The 23557-nt window shown below is 63.0% G+C and carries 20 protein-coding genes; 6 read left to right on the plus strand and 14 right to left on the minus strand.

Going from position 1 to position 23557, the window contains the following annotated elements:
- Positions 1-13 precede the first annotated feature (13 nt).
- From ispF to radA, 4 genes are read right to left on the minus strand one after another with little or no spacing between them, the layout of a single operon-like run.
- The gene (gene ispF / locus VLU25_17355) at positions 14-490 is read right to left on the minus strand and encodes a 2-C-methyl-D-erythritol 2,4-cyclodiphosphate synthase (GenBank protein ID HSR69703.1); all 477 of its coding nucleotides are present in this window, start codon (positions 488-490) and stop codon (positions 14-16) included.
- Complete coding sequence (gene ispD, locus VLU25_17360) at positions 491-1132, minus strand: 2-C-methyl-D-erythritol 4-phosphate cytidylyltransferase (protein ID HSR69704.1); 642 nt, start codon at positions 1130-1132, stop codon at positions 491-493. It abuts the gene before it with no gap.
- Positions 1129-2160, minus strand: a complete 1032-nt coding sequence (locus tag VLU25_17365; protein ID HSR69705.1) for a PIN domain-containing protein — start codon at positions 2158-2160, stop codon at positions 1129-1131. Before VLU25_17365 ends, ispD begins: the two co-directional genes overlap by 4 nt.
- A gap of 57 nt (positions 2161-2217) precedes the next feature.
- Complete coding sequence (gene radA / locus VLU25_17370; protein ID HSR69706.1) at positions 2218-3564, minus strand: DNA repair protein RadA; 1347 nt, start codon at positions 3562-3564, stop codon at positions 2218-2220.
- A 599-nt stretch (positions 3565-4163) separates the two neighbouring features.
- Between radA and VLU25_17375 the strand changes: the two genes are divergently transcribed.
- The 4 genes from VLU25_17375 to VLU25_17390 all read left to right on the plus strand — a co-directional run bounded on the left by VLU25_17375 (position 4164) and on the right by VLU25_17390 (position 6396).
- Positions 4164-4925 carry a hypothetical protein gene (locus VLU25_17375; protein HSR69707.1) on the plus strand — a complete coding sequence of 254 codons (762 nt, stop codon included), beginning with the start codon at positions 4164-4166 and terminating at the stop codon, positions 4923-4925.
- 20 nt (positions 4926-4945) lie between these two features.
- Complete coding sequence (locus VLU25_17380; GenBank protein HSR69708.1) at positions 4946-5338, plus strand: hypothetical protein; 393 nt, start codon at positions 4946-4948, stop codon at positions 5336-5338.
- A 429-nt stretch (positions 5339-5767) separates the two neighbouring features.
- Entirely contained in the window at positions 5768-5989 is a 222-nt protein-coding gene (locus VLU25_17385) for a CopG family transcriptional regulator (GenBank protein ID HSR69709.1), read from the plus strand.
- An 11-nt stretch (positions 5990-6000) separates the two neighbouring features.
- Entirely contained in the window at positions 6001-6396 is a 396-nt protein-coding gene (locus tag VLU25_17390; GenBank protein ID HSR69710.1) for a putative toxin-antitoxin system toxin component, PIN family, read from the plus strand.
- Between the two features lie 465 nt (positions 6397-6861).
- Here VLU25_17390 and VLU25_17395 read toward each other — a convergent pair whose 3' ends face one another.
- Positions 6862-9612 (minus strand): ABC transporter permease, encoded by a 2751-nt coding sequence (locus VLU25_17395; protein ID HSR69711.1) that lies wholly within the window; start codon positions 9610-9612, stop codon positions 6862-6864.
- A 34-nt stretch (positions 9613-9646) separates the two neighbouring features.
- Positions 9647-9991, minus strand: coding sequence for a PadR family transcriptional regulator (locus tag VLU25_17400; protein ID HSR69712.1), 345 nt, complete (start codon positions 9989-9991; stop codon positions 9647-9649).
- A 222-nt stretch (positions 9992-10213) separates the two neighbouring features.
- Here VLU25_17400 and VLU25_17405 point away from each other — a divergent pair, with 222 nt between their 5' ends.
- On the plus strand, positions 10214-11626 hold the full coding sequence (locus VLU25_17405) for a PQQ-binding-like beta-propeller repeat protein (protein ID HSR69713.1): 1413 nt from the start codon (positions 10214-10216) through the stop codon (positions 11624-11626).
- Positions 11627-11925: 299 nt separating this feature from the next.
- Here the strand turns inward: VLU25_17405 and VLU25_17410 are convergent, their stop codons facing one another.
- Entirely contained in the window at positions 11926-12306 is a 381-nt protein-coding gene (locus VLU25_17410) for a holo-ACP synthase (GenBank protein HSR69714.1), read from the minus strand.
- 32 nt (positions 12307-12338) lie between these two features.
- Between VLU25_17410 and VLU25_17415 the strand changes: the two genes are divergently transcribed.
- Positions 12339-13070, plus strand: a complete 732-nt coding sequence (locus tag VLU25_17415; protein HSR69715.1) for a polyphenol oxidase family protein — start codon at positions 12339-12341, stop codon at positions 13068-13070.
- A gap of 451 nt (positions 13071-13521) precedes the next feature.
- Here VLU25_17415 and VLU25_17420 read toward each other — a convergent pair whose 3' ends face one another.
- From VLU25_17420 to acpP, 7 genes are all read right to left on the minus strand, one after another.
- A complete protein-coding gene (locus VLU25_17420; GenBank protein HSR69716.1) occupies positions 13522-16557 on the minus strand; it encodes a prolyl oligopeptidase family serine peptidase in 3036 nt (1011 codons plus the stop codon).
- 51 nt (positions 16558-16608) lie between these two features.
- Complete coding sequence (ribD, locus tag VLU25_17425) at positions 16609-17700, minus strand: bifunctional diaminohydroxyphosphoribosylaminopyrimidine deaminase/5-amino-6-(5-phosphoribosylamino)uracil reductase RibD (GenBank protein ID HSR69717.1); 1092 nt, start codon at positions 17698-17700, stop codon at positions 16609-16611.
- A gap of 61 nt (positions 17701-17761) precedes the next feature.
- Entirely contained in the window at positions 17762-19075 is a 1314-nt protein-coding gene (locus VLU25_17430; GenBank protein ID HSR69718.1) for a hemolysin family protein, read from the minus strand.
- The gene (ybeY, locus tag VLU25_17435; GenBank protein HSR69719.1) at positions 19072-19482 is read right to left on the minus strand and encodes an rRNA maturation RNase YbeY; all 411 of its coding nucleotides are present in this window, start codon (positions 19480-19482) and stop codon (positions 19072-19074) included. Before ybeY ends, VLU25_17430 begins: the two co-directional genes overlap by 4 nt.
- Positions 19472-21805, minus strand: coding sequence for an HDIG domain-containing protein (locus VLU25_17440; GenBank protein HSR69720.1), 2334 nt, complete (start codon positions 21803-21805; stop codon positions 19472-19474). Before VLU25_17440 ends, ybeY begins: the two co-directional genes overlap by 11 nt.
- A 79-nt stretch (positions 21806-21884) precedes the next feature.
- Complete coding sequence (gene fabF / locus VLU25_17445; protein ID HSR69721.1) at positions 21885-23126, minus strand: beta-ketoacyl-ACP synthase II; 1242 nt, start codon at positions 23124-23126, stop codon at positions 21885-21887.
- 184 nt (positions 23127-23310) lie between these two features.
- Positions 23311-23550: an acyl carrier protein gene (acpP, locus tag VLU25_17450; GenBank protein HSR69722.1), complete on the minus strand. Its 240-nt coding sequence runs from the start codon at positions 23548-23550 to the stop codon at positions 23311-23313.
- Positions 23551-23557 lie beyond the last annotated feature (7 nt).

The raw sequence follows: 23557 nt of genomic DNA on the forward strand, positions 1-23557 counted from the left end.
TTCCGGGGTCGGCTCAGGCTGCAGTCAACAGCACCACGGCCATCACGGCGATTCCTTCTCGGCGGCCGACGGCGCCGGCTCCCTCCATGGTGGTGGCTTTCACCCCGACCTGCTCGGGCTTGATGTGCAGCGTTCGGCAGAGGTTGGCCTCGATAGCCTCGACGTGAGGTTTGATCTTGGGCTCTTCCGCGATCACCGTCAAGTCGAGATTGGCCACTTTCCATCCCTTGCCCCGTACCAGCCGCTGCACTTTTTCAAGCAGTATGAGGCTGGAGATGTCTTTGTAGGCCGGATCATCGTCAGGGAAATAGCTGCCGATATCGCGCATCCCGGCCGCCCCCAGCAGTGCGTCGCAGACGGCATGCAGCAGCGCGTCCGCATCGGAGTGTCCCTTGAGTCCGGCGCGGTGAGGGATCTCCACGCCGCCCAGAAGGAGGCGACGTCCCTCCTGGAAGGGATGAAAATCGAATCCTTGGCCGATACGAAACACTTACAGATCCTCCCTCCAGGTGATCTTGACGTTGGCGGCTTCGCCCTCAACCGTGCGCACGGGACGTCCCAAGCGCTCCACCAGCGAGGCCTCGTCGGTGCCGACGAAGCCGTCCTGGGCTGCTCTACGCACGGCTTCCTCCAGGATCGGGCGCCGGAATCCCTGCGGGGTCTGAACGCGTCGCAGGCGGGAGCGCTCCAGGGTGCGCACCACCTGCCCCTCCTCGACTTCCTTGACGGTGTCGCTCAGGGGCAATACGGGAATGCATCCGCCGTGAAGGCGGGCCGACTCGATGACCCGCTCGATGAGGGCGGAGGAGCAGAAAGGCCGGGCGGCATCGTGCACCAGCACTAAGTCGGCGTCCTCGGGAAGGGCCTCGAGTCCGCGCCTCACCGAGTCCTGACGCTGCTCGCCTCCTGGCCGCACCAGGATCCGCTCTCCTCCCTGCAGGTTTTTGACCTCGCCTTCCGCCTGGTCTACATGATCAGGGGGCACGACCACCACGGCGCATCCGCAATAGGTCAAGAACGTCTCCAGGGAATGAAGATAGAGGGGGCGTCCCCGCAGCTCCAGAAACTGTTTGGGAACCTCGGACCCAAAGCGTCGGCCCGACCCGGCGGCCGCCAACACCAATCCGGTCATTGCAGGTTGCTCACCTTCTGCTGGCGGGAATCGTCGCGCTGCGGGGTCTGACGGCCGTCGCCCGATGACTGGTGCTTGCCGAAGATCATCTTGCCCGCCGTGGTCTGCAACACGCTGGTGACCTGAATGTCGATGGTCTTGCCGATCTTGCGGCGTGCGTTGTCGACCACCACCATGGTGCCGTCATCAAGGTAGGCCACGCCCTGGTTGTACTCTTTGCCTTCCTTGAGGATGAAGACCCGCATGGTTTCGCCGGGCAGCACCACGGGCTTGAGGGCGTTGGCCAATTCGTTGATGTTCAGCACCTGCACGCCCCGCAATTGGGCCACCTTGTTGAGGTTGAAGTCGTTGGTGACGATCTTGGCGCCGGTCTCCTTGGCCAGTTCGATCAGCTTCATGTCGACTTCGCGGACGCTGGGATAGTCATGATCGACGATCTTGACCTTGACTCCCGGTTTCTTCTGGATCTTCTGCAGGATGTCCAAGCCCCGCCGTCCTCTGTTGCGCTTAACCGAATCGGACGAGTCAGCCACCATTTGCAGCTCTCTGAGCACGAACTCGGGCAGCAAGAGTTCTCCCTCGATGAAGCCGGTCTCCAGCACGTCGGCCACCCGTCCGTCGATGATCACGCTGGTGTCGAGGACTTTCGGCGATCGCCGCTGACCGCGGTCGACCAGTCCGAAGATGTCGAGGTTGAGCGAGTCGCCCTTGGTGACGCCCGCCAGCATGCCGACGTAGGTCATGGCGGCCAATGTCAGAATCTGCAGAAAGGTGGCCGTGTTGGCGGGGAGAAAAGTCATGTTGTCGATGATGAGGCTGATCAGGGTGGCGCCGGTGATGCCCAGAAGCGCGCCCAGGCCCGCTCCGATCAAGGACTTGAGCGAACTTGAGCGGATCGCCATCTCGAAAGTGACGATGGCGACGGAGATCAAAAAGCCCGTCAGAAGGGCGTTAAGTCCGCTGAGTCCAAAGGGCCGTAGAAAATAGGTGGCCAGCGTGAACGCCAGCGTAAACAGGCCTCTTATCATCCAAATTCGCATACTTATCTCTGCGACGCTCCATTGTAGCATGCTCTCCGCAAAGGCTTAGGAATCAGTCCATTCCAAGAAGTCCAGAATGGACCTGACGCCCTCCAGGGCGATTCCCTTGACGGGCTCCGAAAGGGGCACATTGGAAGCCGGTAACACTACTGTGGAGAATCCCATGGCTTTGGCCTCTCGGACCCGGACGTGAGCCGAGGACACCGCGCGCACTTCGCCGGCCAGGCCCAGTTCCCCGAAGACTGCACTCTTAGCCTCTAAAGGCCGGTTGCGGAAGCTCGAGATCACGGCCGCCGCCACCGCCAGGTCGCAGGCCGGCTCGTTTAAGACCAGTCCACCGGCCACGTTGAGAAAGACGTCTGAACCCAAGAGGTGCATTCCGACACGTCTTTCCAACATGGCCAGCAGCAGGGAGAGGCGGTTGCGGTCCAATCCGTTGGCCTCTCGCCGGGCCGTGCTGTAGTTGCTCTGGCTGACCAGCGCCTGCACCTCGACCAGCACCGGGCGCGAACCCTCCATGGCGGCGAAGACCGCCGATCCGGGCACGTGAGGCGCCCGTTCAGTGAGGAAGAGTTCTGAGGGATTCTCCACTTCACGCAGGCCCAGCCCCGTCATTTCGAAGACTCCCAGTTCGTTGGCGGGCCCGAAGCGGTTCTTGACGGCTCTGACGATACGGTGATTGTGCTGCTGCTCGCCCTCGAAATAAAGCACCGTGTCGACGATGTGCTCCAAGGCCTTGGGTCCGGCCAAAGCGCCGTCCTTGGTGATGTGGCCTACCAGGAAGGTCGGCACCTGCTGCTCCTTGGCGAAGCGCAGCAACGCCGCCGCGCACTCGCGCACCTGAGAGATGCTGCCCGGAATCGAGTCCAGCTTCTCGCTGAACACGGTCTGAATGGAATCGACGATGAGCACGTTGGGACGCAGCCGGCGTGCCTCCTCGAAGATGGCTTCTAATGCGGTCTGGCCGATGAAGTACAAGTGTTTTCCCTGGATCTCCAGGCGGTCGCCGCGCATCTTGATCTGCTGAGCCGACTCTTCTCCCGCCACATAGAGCGTTTGCAGGCCGCGCCTGGAGAGTTGCTCGGCCGCTTGCAGCACCAGAGTCGATTTGCCCACTCCCGGCTCGCCTCCCAGCAGCACCACGGAGCCGGGCACGATGCCTCCGCCCAAGACCCGGTCGAATTCCCCGATCCCGCTTTCGATCCGCCACCTGGCGTCCCTCTCGATGTCGGGATAAGCGACGGCGGGAGAAGCCGCCGCCCTGCCCGAAATAGAGCGGCTGCTCTCTTCGGCCAGAGTATTCCACTCCTGGCAGCCGGGGCAGCGTCCCAACCACTTGGGGCTGCGGGTGCCGCAGCTTTGACAGACGAAAACCGTGAGGCTCTTGGCCATGGAAAGATTGTAGGATACCCCTCCGGCAAGAAATCTTCCCAAGCAACTCGTCTTGGTCTAGACTGGCGGCACCCGCACCGCGAGTCGGTCCGGCCACGCCACGAGAGTGCCTGTCCAGCAATCTCCTAATTCCATAACAGTTAGGCTTATTTGCCGTCTAGTATGAATATTGGCTCTCTTGCGTATAATAGAGAACTGGCCGATGCCTGAACGAACCGCCTGTGAAGAGGAGGCTACCTTATGTTCCGCTCCGCATCGGTTCTGTTTTGGCTGATCGTGCTCGTGCTGGCGAGTAACTCTGGAGAAAGGCTACTGGATCTGCCTGTTGGCGAGACTTGCGTCTGGCTGGAGGAGTCCAAGCCCCCGCCTCAGGAACCCCCTGAGTGCCAAGTCATCCCGCGTCCTCCCGACTGCCCGCCGCCCCCGCCGGCTCCTTAGGAGAGAAGCGCTGTCCAACAAGGGGCCGGGCACGCGCGCCCGGCCCCTTGATTTGCACCCCGATCAGGAACCGCAGCGCCCGATCTCACCTCCGCCGTACTGCTACGATAGCGAATATCCATTGACGACTTTGCGTACGTTCTATGGTAACATCCGTGCCCATGTGGGTGGACTGGGACCTCATCGACATCTTGATCGGGCTCATTCATGTGATCATTCCCTGCTGGTTGCTGTGGTCCGGCTACCGGCAAAAGGTCCTGTCCCGCATGCCTCTCTTCTACGTTTTTGTCGCCGTATGCCTGATTCAGGAAGCGGTCCTGCGCTTGTATGAGAGATTGGGCGAAGGCGATTTCCAGTGGTTTGTCACTTATAGCTGGCTCTACTACACTTCGGAGTACGTGATCTGGATTTTGCAGATCTGCATCCTCATCTGGTTCTACCGCATGTTCCGCGGACACAGGGACGGGATGCTCTGGTTGGTCCTGGGGACCTTCGCGATGTTGATGAACATCTTCTATGCGCTCCCCCATGACCTGAGCAGAATCGGCAGCCTGTGGGTGGTGCTCAAGGCCTGGTTGCTCAACACCCAGGCGGTGCTGCTGGCCTTGGTGCTCTACCATGTCAGCGTCAATCGGCGCATGCGCATCGGCCTGACCCACCTCTACATTCTCATCGGCCTGAGCATGAAGACCACGCTGGAGTACATTCCTTGGGGCCTTTACGTCAGCCAGATCTTTCCTTATCACAAGCTGGTCATGTGGTTGACGGTGTTGCCGGTCTTCACCTGGATCTTCTGGTTTTGGACGCTGAGAAGCTATTCGCCTTCGGTAGCCGTGCCTGAGATGTCCGTGGACGAGCGGATGCGCCGAAGCGAGAAATTTGAAAAGGCGGTGAAGTCATTATTACGCAAGTCCTCCTCGTAATCGGTCTCGTCGGCACCTTTTTGGCTGTCATCAGTTTGGCGGCCTTGGTAGGGTTCGCCCGTCTGATCGCCGCCCGGGCGCCCCATCGGGAGCAGGGGCAGGAAGCCTCCTACACCGATGTGATCCTGCAGGAGATGAGTTCTCCCGCTCACAAGGCCTTGCAGAGCGATCCCGAGTACCGGCAGCAGCTCTTCAGCCGCTACGTCCCCTTGCTCGAGCAGGAAATGGCCTCCCTCATGAGTCACCGGCTCAGCCTGAGGGCCATGTTCTGGTATGGGGTCTTCCGCTTTTACTTCTGGCTGCTGACGATGCGCAACCTGCCGCGCTGGACAGGACTCGAAAGCGAGGGCATCCGCATCCTGGCCTCCTCCCTGGCCAGCGTCCGCAAGGGCGTCCACGACAACTCGCGCTGATTGGGCCTCGATTCACCGCAGCGGCTCAGGAGCGCAAGGTCATGTCCCGCTGTCCGAAGTGTCATACAGAACCCTCCGTGTGGCGAAACCTCTTCAGTCTTGGAAAGCTTCGCTGCCAGAACTGCCACATCCAGCTCCGGCGCGTGCGAAAGATCTCAACCGCTATAATCTTCGTGGTCGCCGGTGTGCTCGGCGTGAACGGCCGAGTCCTGCCTGAGTCCCTTGGGAAACGTCTTGGGATGGGCCTTCTACGATGGATGGGCCGTGGAGCTGGCTGACCAGCAGCGGCTTGGGCTTTGGAGGGATTCCAAATGGCTGATACCTTCGTCACGGACTTGAGCCACTTCCTCGACGAGTTAGGGCGTGCTCAAGCTTGCGGGCCCCAGTCGGTCTTGCGGCGATTCGTTTCGTTGTGGTACGTTGTACTACATGAAGACTGGAGCCGTTACCATCCGCCTCGATCCGGGCCTTGAAGACATGCTTGATCGCGTCTGCCGTGACACCGGCCGCTCGCGGAGCGAGATGGTCCGTGAGGCGCTGCGCCGCCAGTTGAAGCTTGAACTCCTGGAGGAAGCCCGGCGGCAACTGATCCCCTTCGCTGAAGCTCAGGGTATCTACACCGACGAGGACGTCTTCAAACTGGTCTCGTGACGCGCATTTGCTTGGATTCCAACGTGCTGGTCGCTGCCTTCGTTGCTCGGGGCCTCTGCGCTGACCTGCTGAGACTTGTGCTTTCCGAATACGAGTTGGTTGTTCCTGAGAGGGTTGCGCAAGAGGTCCGCCGAGTCCTGACCGAGAAGCTAAGGGCGAGTCCAGAGGCGCTCTCCGCGGTTGAGGCCGTCTTTGAGCGGTGCGACATCGTTCCGCGGGGCGATGCGCCTTCTCCGATCGCGGTGCGGGATCCGGACGACGAAAGGGTCTTGGCCGATGCCATTTCGGCTGGTGCGGAGGTCCTCGTGAGCGGGGACCAGGATCTCTTGTGTGTAGCCGAAGCGTCGCCGATCCGCATCCTCTCGCCCAGGGCCTTTATGATCCTTGCCCGCGGCGGTACACTCTAGTGCGGTGCGTCAGAAGTTTTGAGCCACCCTGTGGCGTTATCCCACGCTTTCAGCGTTCAGACCTTTGCCGTCTGAAACCCAGGGTGGCGCCGCCGTCTCGCTAACGCTCGCCGGGGCTGACCCTGGGCTGACGAATCGCTCGCCTTCAGCGAGCCCGGACTTGACTTCTAACACAGTCGCTTGGGCTGGCGAATCGCTCGCCTTCAGCGAGCCCGGACTTGACTTCTAACACGCTGGGCCGGCGAATCTGTCCCTGTCAGGGACAAAAAACGGCGGCCCCGGCTCAGAACTTATGACCGGCGGCACTAGCAGCCGCGTAATTGCTTCCCGGGGCCGCGCGCACACGCAGGCCGTGGACCGCTTCCAGGAGGACATAGTGCGACCCCTTCGGTCTTCCATCAGTAGCGTTCCGGACACCAGGATCTTTCCAAAGGTTTTGCTGCAAGTCGAGACGAGGAGTCCTTGCTAATCCGCGCGCAGGGTGGTGAGGGGATTGATGCGGGAGGCCCGGTGGGCGGGGAGGGAGGCGGCCAGGAGGGCGACGGCGAGGAGGAGCAGGGGGACGCCTAGCCAGGTGAGGAAGTCGTGGGCCGGGGGGCCGAAGAGGTGGGTGCGCAGGTAGAGGGCGGCCAGAATGGCGGCGGGGAGGCCGAGGAGGAGGCCCAGGGCGGTCTGGCGGGCAGCCGAGAAGAGGACGGCCCGCTGGATGCGTCCGCGTCCGGCGCCCAGGGCCATGCGCACGCCGATTTCGCGTCGGCGCTGCGAAACCAGGTAAGACTCCACGCCGTAGAGTCCGACGGCAGCCAGGGTCAGGGCCAACACGGCAAAGAGGGTCACGGCGGCGGCCGAAGTTCGGTATTGGGCGGTTTCGTTGTCGACCACCTCCTGCAAGGTCGAAACCTGCTGCAGGGCCAGCGACGGGTCCACTTCAAGCACGCGGCGGCGCAGGTCTTGGACCAGTTGTGCCGAGAGCGGGCCCGTGTGCAGCAGCAGGCTGAAAGAGGGCTGGTAGCGCTGCGACAAAGGCCAGTAGACCTGATGTTGAGTTTCGCCTTGCAGGCTGTAGTAGCGGGCGTTACGGGCCACCCCGACGACGGTGGCGGGAGGTTCGTTGCGCTCGTAGTAGAGGCTCTGCCCCAGGGCCTCAGCGTCCGGCCATACGTGCTTGGCGAAAGCTTCGTTGACGATCACGACCGCCGGGCTCTCAGGAGTGTCGCGGGCGGTGAAAGAGCGTCCCCTTACCGCGATGCCCATCGTCTCGAAGTATCGGTACGCCACTGCGTTGGTGCCGGGGGCCATGGGGTCGGCTGAGAGCTTCCCGCTGTTCCCCGGTGATTCTTGGCGGCGCGGATCCTGGGGCACCACGTCCTCGGTCCATACGCCTCTGAAGGGCACCATCACGGTGGCCGTGGCCGCTTTGACGGCGGGATGCCGATTGAGCCGTTCCAAGACTTGATCGACGAAGGCGCGGCCCTGCTGCGGACTGTAGCCGTGAAAGCGCAGGTTGACCTGCAGCAGGAGGCGGTCGGCGCTCTCGAATCCCAAATCGACGCTGCGGGCGGCGTAGAGAGAGCGCGCCAGCAGCACCGCCGAGCAGACCAGCACCAGCGAGAGCGCCACCTGAGCGACCACCAGTCCCTGGCGCAGGCGTCCTCGGCTGTCTAATCCCTGCTGTCCGCGCAGGGTGGAAAAGGGGTCCAGACGCGAGGTTTGCAGGGCCGGAGCCAATCCGGCGGCCAGTGCAGTGGCCGCGGCCAGCGCCATCGAGGCGCCCAGCACGGTCAAGCCAGGTCCGCTGAAGGACGGGATGGGGTAAGGCAGCAAGGTCCGGGTGAGGCCCGAAGCCAAATCGGCGATGAGGACGCCCAAAAGTCCTCCTCCCAAAGCCAGCAGCAGGCTTTCCGTGAGCGAGAGGCGCAGGACTCTCCAGCGCCCTGCTCCCAGAGCCAGGCGGATGCCCACATCGCGGGTGCGCGCGGAGGAGCGGGCCAGCAGCAGTACGGCAATGTTGACGCAGGCGATAAGCAGCAGCAGCCCCACGGCCGCGGCCATCAGGCGCGAAAGCGAGACGATCGAGTCGTGGGTGCCGGGGATGTAGCGGTAGGACTCGAACAGGCGCGCCCCCATCTCCTCGTTCCAATCGGGGTAGTTCTCGGCCAGATAAGCCGCCATGGCATCCAGGTTTGCCTGAGCCGCCTGGGCCGTGACGCCGTCCTTGAGGCGCCCGATCACGTTAAGCCAGTTCCAGGAATGATGGGGGACTCGCTGCAGCGTCCAATCGCCGCCTGCCGGAGCCAGAAGGGGTTGCATCATGAGGGGAACCCACAGGTCGGGAGGGGGTTCCAGGGGACTGGCTCCTGCAAAGCCGGCAGGAGCCGCGCCTACTGCCGTGAAGGGATGTCCGTTGAGCGTCAATGAGGCCGGCAAGGCTTCGGGGCGTCCTCCCAACAAGCGCTGGAAGAGGCTGTGGGAAATGACCGCCACGGGATGCGTTCCCGGGGTCTGCCCCTCTTCAGGCAGGAACCAGCGCCCGGCCTGCGGACGCGCTCCCAGCACCTGAAAGTACTCTCGCGAGACCATCATCCCCTGAGCCGGAAAGAACTCATCCCCGAAGCCCACCGTCAGCGCCAGTCCCGAGGAATCGAATCCCGTCAGCGACTCAAAGGCCTCGCAGTGATCGCGGTAATGGGCGAAGTCGGGGTAGGAGAGAGACGTCCGCACCTCGCCTCGCTGGGTGCGTACGATCCGCACCAGCCGCTCCGGCTCGTGCAGGTGGGCCGGCGTTTTGAAGAAAAGCTCATGCACCACTGAAAAAACCGCCGCATTGGCTCCGATGCCCAGGGCCAGAGTGAGGATGGCGACGGCGGTGAATGCCGGAGTGCGCCCCAGGGCGCGCAGGGCATAGCGGAAGTCTTGGAAGATACGGCTCATGGCGGTGCTCTGCCTCCATGTGCTGCTGGACGGTCGAGATCGGGCGCCCAGCCTTTCCAGCAGCATCTGCGATTGGACGGCCACGGCCGTCAGCAAGAGGTCGAGGAGAAGGCGCGTCCACAATCGGAGGCTGCGGATCAAGGACGGAAGGGCGTTTCCGCCCGCGTTGCGGCTGGCGGCGTACTCGGCGCGGAAGACCTCCAGCAACTCCCTTTGGGCTTCCTGGCGGAAGCGCTTGGGGAGGATCTTGAGCAGCTTTCGATATCGCTTTTCGGCACTTACCATCCCACTTAACATATGAGGCTCCAGCCGGCTCCTCCTAGGGCTGCAAGAGGCGCTCGACACGGGCTTGCTCGACCAAATCCGACATGCGGCGGGCCTCCTCTCGGGCGACCCGGCGGCCCAGGTCGGTGATGCCGTAGTACTGGCGCCGGGCATCCTTGCCCGAGGGAGAGGCGCAAGGCTCGATCAGGCCTTGTTCCCGCAACTCCTTGAGGGTGCGGTAAAGGGTCCCCGGGCCGACGATGGCGCGGTGACTGAGCCGCTCATTGGCGTCCTGCATGATGGCATAGCCGTGCCGTTCGCCCTGGCCCAGCCCCAGCAGAATGGCGAATATCAGGGGCCGCAGGGGAAGGAACTCTTCAACCGATTTGTCCGACGACATGGCTTGACCTGCCTCCTCGATTTGCCTTCATCATCGAATATATCCATCCACGAAGACAATGTCAACACTCGAAGCGCCGCTTTCGGCTTCCCGAAACCAGAGAGCGGGACGAGCGTGTATATTGTCATCTCCCCCAACCGAGGAAGGAGTTTTCGGCGCATGAGAAACGACGGGAGCAGGACTCATAGGTTCGTGTTTGCAGGTGTGGTCTCAAGGACCGCCGTGGCTGGACTTGGGCTGATCGCGCTGACCGCGGCGCTTTGGGCGGCCGGTGAGGACGACGAGGCGTGGCCGCAGTTCCGAGGGCCGGAAGGGAATGGGCTGGCGGTGACCGAGAGCGAGTCGCTGCCCTCGGATTGGAACAAGGAAGAGAACGTGCTCTGGGACGTCGAGGTGCCGGGACGCGGTTGGTCTTCTCCCATCGTCTGGGGCGAGCGGATTTTTCTCACCTCGGCCATCAGCGAGGGCGACTTCAAAGAGCCTTCTCCGGGCATCTACGGAAACGACTACATTGCCGAACTGAGGGCCCAGGGTCTGCCCATGGAAGAGATCCTGCGGCGAGTCCGCGAGCGCGACAACGAGATTCCGGAGGAATCCAAGAAGGTGCAGTGGATGCTCTACTGCCTGGACGCCTCCGACGGCAGCAGGCTGTGGAGCAAGCAGGTTCACGAGGGACTCCCCCAGGGCGGACGCCACCGCAAGAACACCTACGCCTCCGAGACCCCGGTCACCGACGGCGAACGCGTCTACGTCTACTTCGGCAACGTGGGGTTGTGGGCCTACAGTCTGGAAGGCGAGAAGCTGTGGGAGGTCCATTGGGAACCCGGGCAGATCTACCTCGACTTCGGCACTTCGGCATCGCCGGTGCTGCACGACGGCAGGGTCTACATTCTCCACGACACCCAGGACGGGGGATTCCTGGCGGCGGTGGAGGCCGAGACCGGCAAGGTGGCCTGGCAGGTCGAACGCACGATCGAGCATCCCATGATCCGCTCGGGATGGTCGACGCCTTTCATCTGGGAGAACAGCCGGCGCACCGAGATCGTGACGCTGGGGACGCAGGTGATCATCAGCTACGACCTGAAGGGCAATGAACTGTGGCGCATGAAAGGCAGCAGCGTGGTGGCCGCGCCCACCCCCATCGCCGACGGCGACCTGCTCTTCGTGGGCTCGGGTTCGCCCAGCGAGAACATCCGTCCGCTCTTCGCCATCCGGGCCGGGGCCTCGGGCGACATCACGCTCCAGGGTGAAGAGACCAGCAGCGAGTTCGTGGCCTGGGCCGACCCCCGCGGCGGATCCTACATCACCTCGCCCATCGCCTATAAGGGACGCGTCTTCGTCCTTTACGACAAGGGATTCTTCGCCGCCTACGACCAGAAGAGCGGAGAGCAGATCTACAAGGCCCGCATCGGACGCGGAGGCAACACCTTCTCGGCTTCCCCCTGGGCTTACGACGGCAAGATCTTTTGCCTCAGCGAGGGAGGGAAAACTTTCGTCATCGATGCCGCAGCCGATGAGTTCAGCATCCTGAAAGAGAATGACCTGGAAGAAATGAGCCTGGCGACTCCTGCCATTGCTCACGAGAGTCTCTTTTTGCGGACCAACAAGCGGCTTTACCGCTTGAGGGACCAGTAGCGGGCTCTTCGCCTCCCCAGCACTGATGGGATCGCCGCAAGGATGCGCCTCCCCGTGTGCTGAGGGCGTGTCGATAGTGCTGCCGGTCATAAGTTCTGAGCCAGGGCCTTGCCAAGTTCGAGGTGCGATATGCGAAGTTCGAAAGAACCCCGAAGGTGTGCAATTCGCCAGCCCAGGGCCAGCCCCGGCGAACGCAAGCGAGACGGCGGCGCCACCCTGGGTTCCAGACGGCAAAGGTGCGAACGCTGAAAAGCGTGGAATAACGCGACAGGGTGGCTCAAAGCTTCTGGCGCACTGCACTAGTCCCGCCGTTCCAGGATGACGACGGCTACAGCGTTGTGTTCGGAGTGGGTGATGGTGACGTGAGCGGAGTTGGCGCCCGAGGCCTGGTAGATCTCCTTGGCTTTGCCGTGGAGGACGATTTGGGGCTTGCCGCGGTCGTCGGGAAGAGTTTCGACGTCGGTCCAGCGGATGCCCACGCTCCAGCCCGTCCCCAGCGCCTTGAGGACGGCTTCCTTGGCGGCGAAGCGTCCGGCGAAGTTCTGATTCTGGGTCTTGCGCTCGCCGCAGTAGCGGATCTCGTTCTCAGTGAAGACTTTTTCCCTGAGAGGAGCGCTGTTGGCCATAGCTTTGCGCATGCGCTCGACTTCAACGATGTCGACTCCGATTCCGATGATCATAGGCCGCAACCTGTGTGCTAATCTCGCCCCTGATGTTCAGGCAGAGGGTCAGCCGAGGTGTTCCGTTTCACGTTTTCTCCGAGCTGGAGGCGATAGCCGGACTGGTGCATGCGTTTTCCACCCGTCATAGCGACGCCCCTCATGAAGATGCAGAGCGCCCCGCCCGAGTCGCAGGTGAAAAGTCCTCCTTGTGGAAAGCGTTGGGGATCGAGGCTCCGGCGGGAGTCCGCTGCATTCACTCCGCCCGTATTGTAGAAGCCGCCGAGTGCCACCCGGGAAAGCGGGCCGATGGCATCCTGACCGCTCCGGGACAGGTGGCCGCCGTCCGCACGGCGGACTGCCTGGGAGTGATCATCGTCGATCCGCGGAGGCGCCGTTGCGCGGTGCTGCACGCCGGCTGGCGGGGTACGCTGGGTCGCATCGCGGCTCGAGGAGCCGAGCGGCTCAGGCAGGCTACCGGCAGCCATCCCTCGGGATTCACGGCCGCCCTCGGCCCCTCCATCAGGGCCTGCTGCTACGAAGTCGGCGGTGAAGTGCGTGAAGCCTTCGCCGGCCAGGGCCATCCGGTGGAGCGCATCTTCACGGGACGCCGCCTCGACCTGGTGGAATGCAACCGCCTGCAACTGCGCCAGGCGGGCGTCGGCACCATCCTGGACAGCCGGCAGTGCACGTCCTGCCGTCCCGACCTCTACTACTCCTGGCGCCGCAACCGCGATGCCAGCCGCCTGGTTACCGTGGCCGGTTTTCTTGAGGGTGGCGGGTAGCCTGGGACAACCGTTATTCCACCCTTTCAGGGTTTGTTTTTACGATGATTATAGACCCAGGGTTACGCCCTCGCTGCGCTTCGCTTGCAGCGGGCTTCACCCTGGGCTGACGAATCGCTCGCCTTCAGCGAGCCCGGACTGGGCTTTCAACATGTAGCCTTGCCTGCCCTTAGTAGCCCTAGTGCGGTGCATCAGAAGTTTTGAGCCACCCTGTCGCGTTATCCCACGCTTTCAGCGTTCAGACCTTTGCCGTCTGAAACCCAGGGTGGCGCCGCCGTCTCGCTAGCGCTCGCCGCGGCTGACCCTGGGCTGACGAATCGCTCGCCTTCAGCGAGCCCGGACTTGACTTCCAACACAGTCGCTGGGCTGGCGAATCTGTCCCTGTCAGGGACAAGAACGGAGGGCCCTGGCTCAGAACTTATGACCGGCAGCACTAGGCGGAGGAGGGGCGTCACTTGTCCTCGTCCTTCTCCCAGGCCGGCAGGCCCTTCTCCATCCACTCGGGCATGGGGGCGCCTTTCAGGTGGTGGTCGAAGAACTCGGCCATGCGGCGCGTCCAGTGCTCTTGGTTGACGCGTTTGCGCAGGCCGTGATCTTCCTTGTTGTAGTTGAACATGTAGGCTTCTTTGCCCAGCCGGCGCATGGCCATGATCAGCTCGATGCCCTGGTACCAGGGCACCGCCCCGTCGTCGTCGTTATGCAGGATGAGCAGGGGGGTGTCGATGCGGTCGGCGAAGAACAGAGGCGAGTTGTTGATGTAGCGCATGGGGACGTCCCACAAGGTGTCTCCCAGGCGGCTCTGGGTGCGCTCGTACTGGAACTGACGCACCATGCCCGATCCCCAGCGGATGCCGCCGTAGGCGCTGGTCATGTTGGACACCGGCGCTCCCGCCTCGGCGGCCGCGAAGATATCGGTCTGGGTGATCATGTAGGCGATTTGGTATCCGCCCCAGGAGTGCCCCTGAATGCCGATGGCATCGCGGTCGACCCAGCCCTCCCCCAGCAGCATATGGATGCCCGGGAGCACGCACTTGAGGGCGTCCTTGCCCGGGTATCCGGTGCCGTACTCGATATCCGGCATCCACAGCACATAGCCGTTGCTGACGTAGTAGGAGGGATTGATGGAGGTGCCGGGACCGGGATGGCGGAAGGAGTGCAGCCGCGGGTGCAGGGTCTCGTAAATGTAGACCATGAGCGGGTACTCCTGGGCGGGATCGAAGTCCTCGGGCTTGATGAGGATGCCCTTGAGCGGCTGGCCGTCCGAGGAGTAGAAGTCGCGCAGTTCGGCGCTTCCCCATTTGAAGGCGTCCATCTGGGAGCCCAGATCAGTGATGCGGCGGGGCGGGGCGTCGAAATCGAGGGTGGCCGTCCACAGGTCGGGATACTCGTCGAAGGAGGTGCGGGTGAAAAGCAGGCGGTCGCTCTCTTCGGCCTTCTCGGGGAGGGAGTAGTTGTACTCGCCGAAGGTCAGCTCCTGAGGCGGCGAGTCGCCTCTGACGCTGTCGCGGAAGTATCCGCTGGAGATGGTGTCCTGGTTGGTGCCCTCGAGCAGCAGGGGTTGATCGAGGGGAATGGTGTCAAGGTCGTCGTCCAACCGACGGTAGCGGAAGGCGATCTTCTTCTCCCGCCCCACGCCTTCGGTGATGCGGCGGGCGCCGCTTCCGTCCGGCATCAGTTCCCAGATGTCGTACTGGTCGTAGACCAGCAGGGAGTGGTCGTCGTCGGTCCATCCGGCCGCTCCGTAGGGACCGGGCGGATTGGGGCGGTCCCAGTCCAACCGGTGAAAAGCCACCCCCAGGTCGGCGGTCAGGTTGCGGGTTTCTCCCGAGGCCAGGTCGCGGACGAAGTAATCGCCGTCGTCATACCAGGCCACGTACTTGCCGTGGGGCGACAGCCCGCCCATGGAGGAAACTTTCTCGGCCACCTTGCTGCGCTCTCCGCTGCGGGGATCGACCACGTAGAGATCGCGGAAGAAGCCTTCATAGGCCATCAGTTGGCGATAGGGAAGGTTGCTGCTGCCGAAGAGCCGGTGTCCGAAATCGGCGAATTCGACGTCGGCGAGTTCCTCGTCGGCAATCTTGAGGAAGCTTCCGCTCTCGATGTCGTAGACCGATTCCCAGGTCTCGTTGCGGTATTGGGAGGCCAGCCGCTTCTGCTGGGGCTGAGGATAGGGATCGTTCCAGTGCCAGAGATCGAATTTGGCCTCTTCTTCCTCGTCTTCGGCCTCCTCGTCCTCGTCACCTTCGGCCGGCTCGCCCTCTTCTTCGCCGGACGCTTCCTCCTCCATCTCGGCTTCCTCCTCCTGATCCAGATCGGCTTTGGCGACGCCTACAAGAAGCAGCTTACCGTCGCGGCTGAAGGAAAGGCCTTCCTTGTCGCTGACCGCCATGCCTTCGGGAAAACCGGGAGTGGTGTCGTGAGCCACCCAGAGCTGGGCTTCAGACGATTCCAGATCCCAGCCGTAGAGTTTGAAGACGGGCTCTTCCCAGTGGTTGGTGTCGCGGTCAGAGACGAAGGCCAGGCGGGTCTGTTCTTCATCCATGGTCCAGCGCTTGTAGTTGCCTTCGCCGGTCAGCAGGGCCAGCGGCTCATCGCTGCCGGGACGGATGGCGTAGAGGCCGTCGTTCTCGTAGTCCTTCTTGCTGGCGGTGGTCCACATCAGCCACTGGCCGTTGTCGGTGAACCGGTACTGGGTGGCCCACTCGAAGGTCGTTTCGCTGCCGTCCTCGAGCCGGCGCAGCGCCAGGCGGGTGCCCTCTTTCTTTTTCTTGCGCCGTTGGGCGGCGTGATCCTTCTTCTCTTCGCCCTCTTCTTCGGCTTTCGTCTCTTCTTCGGATTGCTTCTCGCCCTCGGGCTTCTTCTCTTCGGGTTCGGCTTTGGACTCCGCTTCGGGCTTCTCCTCGCCTTCCGCTTCTTTGTCCTTGTCTTTATCCTCGTCTTTTTTCTTTTTTTCTTTCTCCATCAGGTAGGCGACCCAGCCGCCGGCTTCTTCCGGCATTTTGAAGCTCTTGACCTTCTCCACCGTCTCCACCTGGCCGTCGCTGAGTCTGAGCAGTCCCAGGGTGGCGGTGGGCTTGTCGTCGTCCTTGGCCTTTTCTTTCTTGGCCTTCTTGTGCTCCTCCATGGAGGGCTGGATGAGGAAGGCCACGAACTTGGAATCGGCGCTGAAGGCGGCCTCAGGATTGGCGCTGCGGCCGAAGTCGTTGCGGGCGTGATAGCCGATGCCATGGCGGTACTCGGTGTCGCTCTCGAGGTCTTTGACCACCAGTTCGGCGTCGCCTTCGCCCGGCATTTCGCTGTAGAGGACCCACTGCCCGTCGCGCGACAGGCTATCGCCGGTGATGCGCTTCCAGGCGTCGTAGTCGTCGTGGCTGAGGGGGCGTTTGGTTTGGGCGTCGGTTCCTTCCTCGGCCCCCAGCGCCGAACCTGCGGCCAGGGCCGCCAAGGCCAGAAAGACGGTAAGGAGAAGTGTGCGTGAGAGAGACATGCGGCGGATCATTCGATTCCTCCCGAAGGTTCCTTGTGAGTAGCGACCAGTTTAGCGTGACAGCGGGTAACCTTCCAGCAGAAGGTCTTGGCCCAGGCGTCGCGTCCGTATCTTCTTGAGACGATAGGACTCGGCCATTCGGTTGACGTTCATGGGACCGATGCCCGGCCGGGCGTCCCCTCCCAGGATCTGCGGACCGTAGAAAAGAAGCAGTTTGTCGGCCAGGTCGAGTTTGAGCAGCGAAGCGGCCACCAGTCCTCCTCCTTCCACCAGCAGGCTCTGCAGTCCGCGGCGGCCGGCTTCGGCCAGGATGGCCTGCCAGTCCAGACCCTGAGGGGAGCGGGGGACGGGCAGGCAGCGTACGTGGGGGGGATAGGAGGCTGTGGGCTGCACGTCTTCGGCATGAAAGAGCAGCACCGGGTCGCCGGACTGGAAGAGGCGGGCTTGCGGCGGCGTCGCCAGGCGGGTGTCGAGCAGGCACTTGGTGATGCGGTTGCGCCGCCGCCAGCGCACGTCCAGCGAAGGATCGTCGTCGGTGACCGTGCGCGATCCGACCAGAATGCCGTCCGCCGCGTAGCGCAGGAAGTGGGTGTAGTCGCGGGCTTTCTCTCCCGTGATCCAGCGCGAGTCGCCGCTGCCGGTGGCGATGCGTCCGTCCAGGGTCATGGCCAGCTTGAGGATGACGAAGGGGAGTCCGCTGCGGACGGCCTTGAAGAAGGTCTCGTTGAGCTTGGCCGCCTCCTCGGAAAGGGGCCCCAGGTGAACCTCGACTCCCGCCTCCCGCAGCCGCTGAATGCCCCGTCCGCCCACCAGCGGATTGGGGTCGGCGACGGCGGCATAGACGCGGGCCACTCCTTTTTCGATGATCAAGTCGCTGCAGGGAGGCGTGCGTCCCTGGTGGCAGCAAGGCTCCAGCGTCACGTAGAGGTCGGCGCCGCGGGCCTGCTCGCCGGCCTGGCGCAAGGCCTGCACCTCGGCGTGGTGCTGCTTCTCGAAGAGGTGATATCCCTCCCCCACCACCTTGCCGTCCTTGACCGCCACGGCGCCCACCATGGGATTGGGGCTGGTGCGTCCAATGCCCCGGCGGGCCAGCCGCAGGGCCCGGCGCATGTGCTTTCGCTGAGGATCAGGTCGCTTCGACATGTACAGATTCCATCGACCCGCTCGGGGGTTGGTGGTTGGAGATTGGAAGTTGCGCGCAGCCCTAGGCAGAAGCCGGTTCGGCCGGTCCGGCGTTCTCTTCGCGGCCCCCCACGACCCGGACTCTCATCCAGTTGATGCGGCGGGGGTCGGCGTCGGTCACGGTGATTTCCAGAGTGGAGTTGATGTCGACCCGCTCGCCCTTTTGCGGCACGCGGCCCAATTGGCTCACCACCAGGCCCGAGACGGTCGTGACGTCGAGGTGTCCCAGGTCGAGGTTGAGGGCGTCTTCCAGGTCCTCGATCTCCACTCCGCCCCGCACCAGGTAGTCATTGTTCTCGGTCAGTTCGATATCGGTCTCGCGTTGCTCGTCCTCGTCGTGGATCTCTCCCACCAACTCCTCGACCAGATCTTCGGTGGTCACCAGTCCGGTCACCGCGCCGTACTCGTTGATGACGATGGCCATGTTGCCGTTGGCCTGCTGCAGCTCCTTGAGCAGGTCCGAGACCTTCTTGGTTTCGGGGACGAACTTGGCTTCGTCGATGATGGGCGCGATGGGAGAATCGTCCTTCAAGGTGTCCCAGTGGGCCAAGAACTTGCGGATGTAGATGAGGCCTACGATCTGATCCATCCCCTCGCGGTAGACGGGCAGCCGGGAGTGCTTGCTGGAGACGAACATCTCACGCAACTGGCCCACCGTGGCCGACTCTTCAACGCACACCATTTCAGTGCGGGGAGTCATGATTTCGTGAACCAGGGTGTTGCCGAACTCCAGCGCCGACTGGATCAATTCGCTGTCGCCCTTCTCGATGATGCCTTCTTCGGTGCCCACTCCGATGTAGGCCTGAATGGCCTCTTCGGCGGTTTCCTCTTCGGGCTCCTCGGGCACTGGACGCCGGTCCTGGTTCTCCTTGCTGCGCTTGAGCGGCAGCCACAGCGGCGCGCTCAGCCAGCGCAGCGGAATATAGATGGGGGCCAGCAGCTTGAGGGTGAGCAGCAGTACGCCCTCGGGATTGCGCTGAGTCATCAGCTTGGGCAGAAGCTGGTAGAAAACCCCTGTCACCAGGACCATGCTGCCCAGAGCCCACCAGACCGGGTAGGCCAGTCCCAGTTGGGAGAAGATGATGTACGTCAGAAGGCTCAGCCCCACCAGCAGGGCGTGGCCCGCCACCTCCAGGGGCACCAGGAAGGCGCCTCGGTCCCGGGCGATTTGTGCCAGCAAACGGGGAGGAGATTCCAGCTTCTCGCTCATGGTGCGCAAAGCGACACGGGTCAGCCGCCATCCGGCGTTGACGATCAGCGAGACGAAAAAGAGCGCGCCCAGCAAGAGCAGGGCGCCCGCGATATCCACCTGAAGCCAAGTGCTGCTGCTACTCAAATAAGGTCGAACTCCTTTCTGAGGCGGACTTCCAACTGCTCCATCTCTCCATTGTCCCTTTCATGATCGTAGCCCATGAGATGGAGCAGCCCATGAAGGCAAAGCCTGCGCACTTCCCGCTGCAGGTCGTTTCCCGGCATGCGGCGGCGGGCTGTCTCCAGGGAGATGACCACATCGCCCAGGTAAGGCTCTTCAGCCCCCTCCCAGGGTTCGCGCCGGTCGGGGAAGGAGAGAACGTCGGTAGGCCCCTCTTTTCCCCGGTGGCGCTGATTGTAGTCGGCCATCACCCGGTCGCTCACCAGGACCAGCGAGAAGCCGCCCGCAACATGCAGCCGCTGCGCCAGTTGGCCGGCGAAAGCTTGCAGTTCACGCTGGTCGATGCTCAGGCCGCGCTGCTTATTGAACACGTGGACTGGCCAGCGGAGGCTGCTTGCCGGAGTCTTTGCTGAACTCATATCCAGGATACTCGATTCTCTGATGATGCATCCTCAAGATGACACGCTCGTAGGCCGAGGCTACCCGGCTCAGCTCGCGCACGGTGATGTCGCATTCGTCGAACTGCCCGTCCTCGATGTCTGAGCGGATGATGCGGCGGATCATGCCGCGCACCTGTCCGCCTGAGGGGTCCTGCAAGGTGCGGGCGGCGGCTTCCACCTGGTCGGCCGTCATCAGGATGGCGGCCTCTTTGCTCTGGGGTTTGGGTCCGGGATAACGAAAGGTCTCTTCCGTCACCTGAGTCTCGTCTCCGCCCGCTTCTTCCACAGCCTTGCGGTAGAAAAACGACATCAGGCGGGTGCCGTGATGCTGGGGGATGAGGTCGCGCACCTCGCCGGCCAGTTTGATTTCATCAGCCAGGGCCAGCCCTTCCTTGACGTGGTTTGCCAGGATCAGGCTCGACATCGAGGGCGTCAGCGACTCGTGCTTGTTGCCGCAGTAGATCTGGTTCTCGACGTAGTACTCGGGCTTGGAGAGCTTGCCGATGTCGTGATAGTAGGCGCCCACCCGGGTGAGGAGGGAATTGGCGTCCACGGCTTCAGCCGCTTCTTCGGCCAATGTGCCGACGATGATGCTGTGGTGATAGGTCCCCGGCGCCTCCACGGCCAGGCGCCGCAGAATGGGGGTGTTCAGATTCGACAGCTCCAGCAGGCGGATGTCGGTGGTGATGCCGAACAGTTGCTCCAGCAGGGGCAGCAGCAGGGAAGCCGCCGTGGCCGCCAGCAGTCCTCCCGCCAGGCCCAGTCCGGCGGCCCACAGCAAGGTGGTGCCGTCGAGTGTCCCGACGTAGAGCTGCAGGGCCACGGCCGTCAGGGCGTTGACGCATCCGATGACGAATCCCGCCTTCACCAGCGCCGCCCGCTGGCGGTAGTTGTGAAGGACGTAGGCCGCGGCCAGGCATCCGGCCAGCGAATAGACGAAAGTGCGCGGGTCGCCCGTCATCAACGCCACCAGCACCGAGAAGATCATGGAGTAGATAAGGGTGATGTTGACGCTCACCAGCAACACCAGCAGGAAAGCTCCCAGCGCGAAAGGCACCAGCAGGTGCAGCATGACCGGATCTTGCAGTTGGGGCAGGCGGATTCCCGCCGCAACCAGGTCGGCCACTCCCAGCATCACCTTGGTGAGCAGGGCTGTTCCGGCCATCACTAGGTTGACCAGCAAGAAGTAGCCGACTTGCGGCTTGAGGCGGCGTTCCGGCATCTCCAGATAGCGCCACAGGGCCATCTGGAAAAAGGCCACCAGAATGAAGATCCCGATCACTCGAGCCGCTTGTCTGAGCGGGTCCTTGCTTTGTTGCAAAGCCGATAAGAGCATTCCGGCCTGGGGCGTGACCTCGTCGCCGGCCCGCACGATGGCGCGGCCCTTCTTGACCTGCATGAGGACGGGAGCCACCTCCATCTGGGCCGCTGTTTCGGCCAGGCGGGTGGCGGTCTCGTTGAAGATCAGGTTGGGCACCAGCCAGGAGCGCAGCAAGTCGAGCAACTCGCCGCGCTGCCGCGGATCGAGTCCTTTCAGACCGGATTGCTGCTGCCCAAGGGCCTTCCGCGCCTCTTGCAGGTCTTGCACCTGGGCCAGGTCCTTGAGGGGGCGGGTCTGGCTGGTGACCGAGTTCATGAGCAGAATGCCGCGGTCCTGATAGCGCTGCAGAAGGTCGCGCGTCAGTACCACCCCAGGGTAAGCCAGGGCCTCTTTAAGCAGGGCGGCCATGGCTTGCTGCAGGTCCGGATCAAAGCCGTGGGTCATCAGCACTTCGATGGCTGCGCCCTGGTCGAAGGCCGGAAGCTCGCGCTTGAGCCGTTGAAGAAGCAGGCGCTTTTGGGCGGGGACGGAGGAACGTTCCTCCTCTGCTTTGCGCAGAATCTCGCGGCCGCGCTGAAAGCCGTTTCGCAGTTCCTCAGCCAGACGCTCGTTGACTCGAAGGTCCAGGTCGAAGACGACGGAAACGTTGCGGGCCGCCCTTTGGCGCTTTTCAGCCGTGGCCAAGGTGTCCTCGACGGTGAAGTCATGGAGGGCCTTGATGGTGCGGTCGGCGATGTCCCCGGCTTGATAGTCGGGCAGCCGCTGAAATTCGAAGCCGGCCAGCAGGAAGGTCAAGAAGGCGGCGGTGGCCAGTCCCAGCGCCAGATCGCGGGCTGAGAGCGGACGGAATCGGATCCGCAGGCGCCGCAGCCATCCTTCCTTGCTTCCGGCCCTCTTGCGGGCGCTGCTTGATTGGGGAGTCTTCTTAGACATGCGAGTGGTTGCCGTTCATTTTAGCACAGGCGGGGGAATGCCCCGGCCGTGAAATGCGTCCTTGCGGTGTGGGGAAAGACTACTCTTCGTAACGCTTGAAGAGCAGCGAGGCGTTGGTGCCTCCGAATCCGAAGGAGTTGGAGAGAGCGTAGCGGACTTCGGCTTTGCGGGCCTCGTTGGCCACGTAGTCGAGGTCGCACTCGGGGTCGGGAATCTCTTGGTTGACGGTGGGCGGCAGCGTCTGGTCGCGGATGGCCAGTACGGTGATGCCTCCCTCCAGTCCGCCGGCGGCCCCCAGCAGGTGTCCCGTCATCGATTTGGTGGAGCTGACGGGCACGTCATAAGCTCTGGCGCCCAGCAGATCTTTGATGGCCCGTGTCTCGATGCGGTCATTGGGCGGCGTGCTGGTGCCGTGGGCATTGATGTAGTCGACTACCGAGGGGTCCAGCCCGGCGTCTTCCAGCGCATTGCTCATGACGCGGAGGGCGCCTGATCCGTCCTCGGGCGGAGCGGTTATGTGGTGGGCGTCGCCGCTCATACCGTAGCCCACGATCTCGGCCAGAATGCGGGCTCCCCGGGCTTGGGCGTGCTCCAGGGCCTCCAGTATGAGGATGCCGGAGCCCTCGCCCACCACGAAGCCGTCGCGTCCGCCGTCGAAGGGACGGCTGGCCTTTTCGGGTTCTTCGTTGCGGGTGGAAAGCGCCTTCATGGCGGCGAAGCCTCCCACGCCCATGGGCGTGATGGCGGCTTCGGCTCCCCCCGCGATCATGACGTCGGCGGCTCCCCTCTGGATCAGCTTGAAGGAATCGCCCACGGCATGAGAGGAGGCCGAGCAGGCAGTGGCGGTGGCCGAATTGGGTCCGCGGGCTCCGAAAATGATGGAAACCTGTCCGGCGGCCAGATTGATGATGGCGGCCGGGATGAAGAAGGGCGATATGCGCCGGGGGCCCATCTTGATGAACTTCTCGTGCTCTTTCTCGATGGTGCCGAATCCGCCGATGCCGGAGGCGATGTAGGTCCCCACGCGGTCGGCGTTCTCGTCGCTGATCTCCAACCCCGCACACTTGAGAGCCTGGCTGGAAGCGGCTACCGCGTAGAGGATGAAGGGGTCCATCTTCTTGACGTTCTTGCGGTCGACGTAGAGGAGAGGGTCGAAGCCCTTGACCTCGGCGGCGATGCGGGTGGGAAAGTCGGAAGCGTCGAAATGGCTGATGGTCGCCACTCCGCTGCGGCCTTGCAACAGGCCCTGCCAGGTCGACTCGGTATCCACACCTACGGCTGATACCAGTCCGACCCCCGTTACCACTACACGTCTGCTCAAAGTGCTACACCTCGGCTAATGCCTGCCTCCAGGGGCTGGATTCCCCGCTCCCGCTGCCCGGCGAGAGCGCGGCAGGGAGGGGGAAGAGCCCCTTCACGGAACGGCAATATAGATGCCGAAACGTCCAAAACGTTTCCCCGGCCCGCTTTTTTGGGCCGAGTCCCGATTGGGCGTCAGGCCCGAGCTAATCTTTCTGGTGTTCCTTAATGTAGTCGACGGCGTCCTTGACGGTTTGGATCTTCTCGGCGTCCTCGTCGGGGATTTCGATGTCGAAGTCCTCTTCGAACTTCATCACCAACTCGACCGTGTCCAGCGAGTCCGCGCCCAAGTCATCCACGAAGCTGGCTTCGGGCTTGACGTCGCCGTCGGAGACGCCTAACTGCTCGACAATGATCTCTTTGACTTTATCTTCAACAGAAGCCATGGTTCCT

It is taken from the genome of Acidobacteriota bacterium (assembly GCA_035471785.1).
Classification (GTDB): Bacteria; Acidobacteriota; UBA6911; order RPQK01; family DATIPO01; genus JANQFM01.

What these genes read in the sequence shown, in the direction of transcription:
- VLU25_17385 (HSR69709.1), top strand. Translation starts at nt 5,768, where the DNA reads ATGAAGACTGGAGCCGTTACCATCCGCCTCGATCCGGGCCTTGAAGAC.
- ispD (HSR69704.1), bottom strand. Translation starts at nt 1,132, where the DNA reads ATGACCGGATTGGTGTTGGCGGCCGCCGGGTCGGGCCGACGCTTTGGG.
- ribD (HSR69717.1), bottom strand. Translation starts at nt 17,700, where the DNA reads ATGTCGAAGCGACCTGATCCTCAGCGAAAGCACATGCGCCGGGCCCTG.
- VLU25_17410 (HSR69714.1), bottom strand. Translation starts at nt 12,306, where the DNA reads ATGATCATCGGAATCGGAGTCGACATCGTTGAAGTCGAGCGCATGCGC.
- VLU25_17365 (HSR69705.1), bottom strand. Translation starts at nt 2,160, where the DNA reads ATGATAAGAGGCCTGTTTACGCTGGCGTTCACGCTGGCCACCTATTTT.
- acpP (HSR69722.1), bottom strand. Translation starts at nt 23,550, where the DNA reads ATGGCTTCTGTTGAAGATAAAGTCAAAGAGATCATTGTCGAGCAGTTA.
- VLU25_17395 (HSR69711.1), bottom strand. Translation starts at nt 9,612, where the DNA reads ATGGTAAGTGCCGAAAAGCGATATCGAAAGCTGCTCAAGATCCTCCCC.
- VLU25_17400 (HSR69712.1), bottom strand. Translation starts at nt 9,991, where the DNA reads ATGTCGTCGGACAAATCGGTTGAAGAGTTCCTTCCCCTGCGGCCCCTG.
- radA (HSR69706.1), bottom strand. Translation starts at nt 3,564, where the DNA reads ATGGCCAAGAGCCTCACGGTTTTCGTCTGTCAAAGCTGCGGCACCCGC.
- VLU25_17440 (HSR69720.1), bottom strand. Translation starts at nt 21,805, where the DNA reads ATGTCTAAGAAGACTCCCCAATCAAGCAGCGCCCGCAAGAGGGCCGGA.
- VLU25_17415 (HSR69715.1), top strand. Translation starts at nt 12,339, where the DNA reads ATGTTCAGGCAGAGGGTCAGCCGAGGTGTTCCGTTTCACGTTTTCTCC.
- VLU25_17420 (HSR69716.1), bottom strand. Translation starts at nt 16,557, where the DNA reads ATGTCTCTCTCACGCACACTTCTCCTTACCGTCTTTCTGGCCTTGGCG.
- VLU25_17375 (HSR69707.1), top strand. Translation starts at nt 4,164, where the DNA reads ATGTGGGTGGACTGGGACCTCATCGACATCTTGATCGGGCTCATTCAT.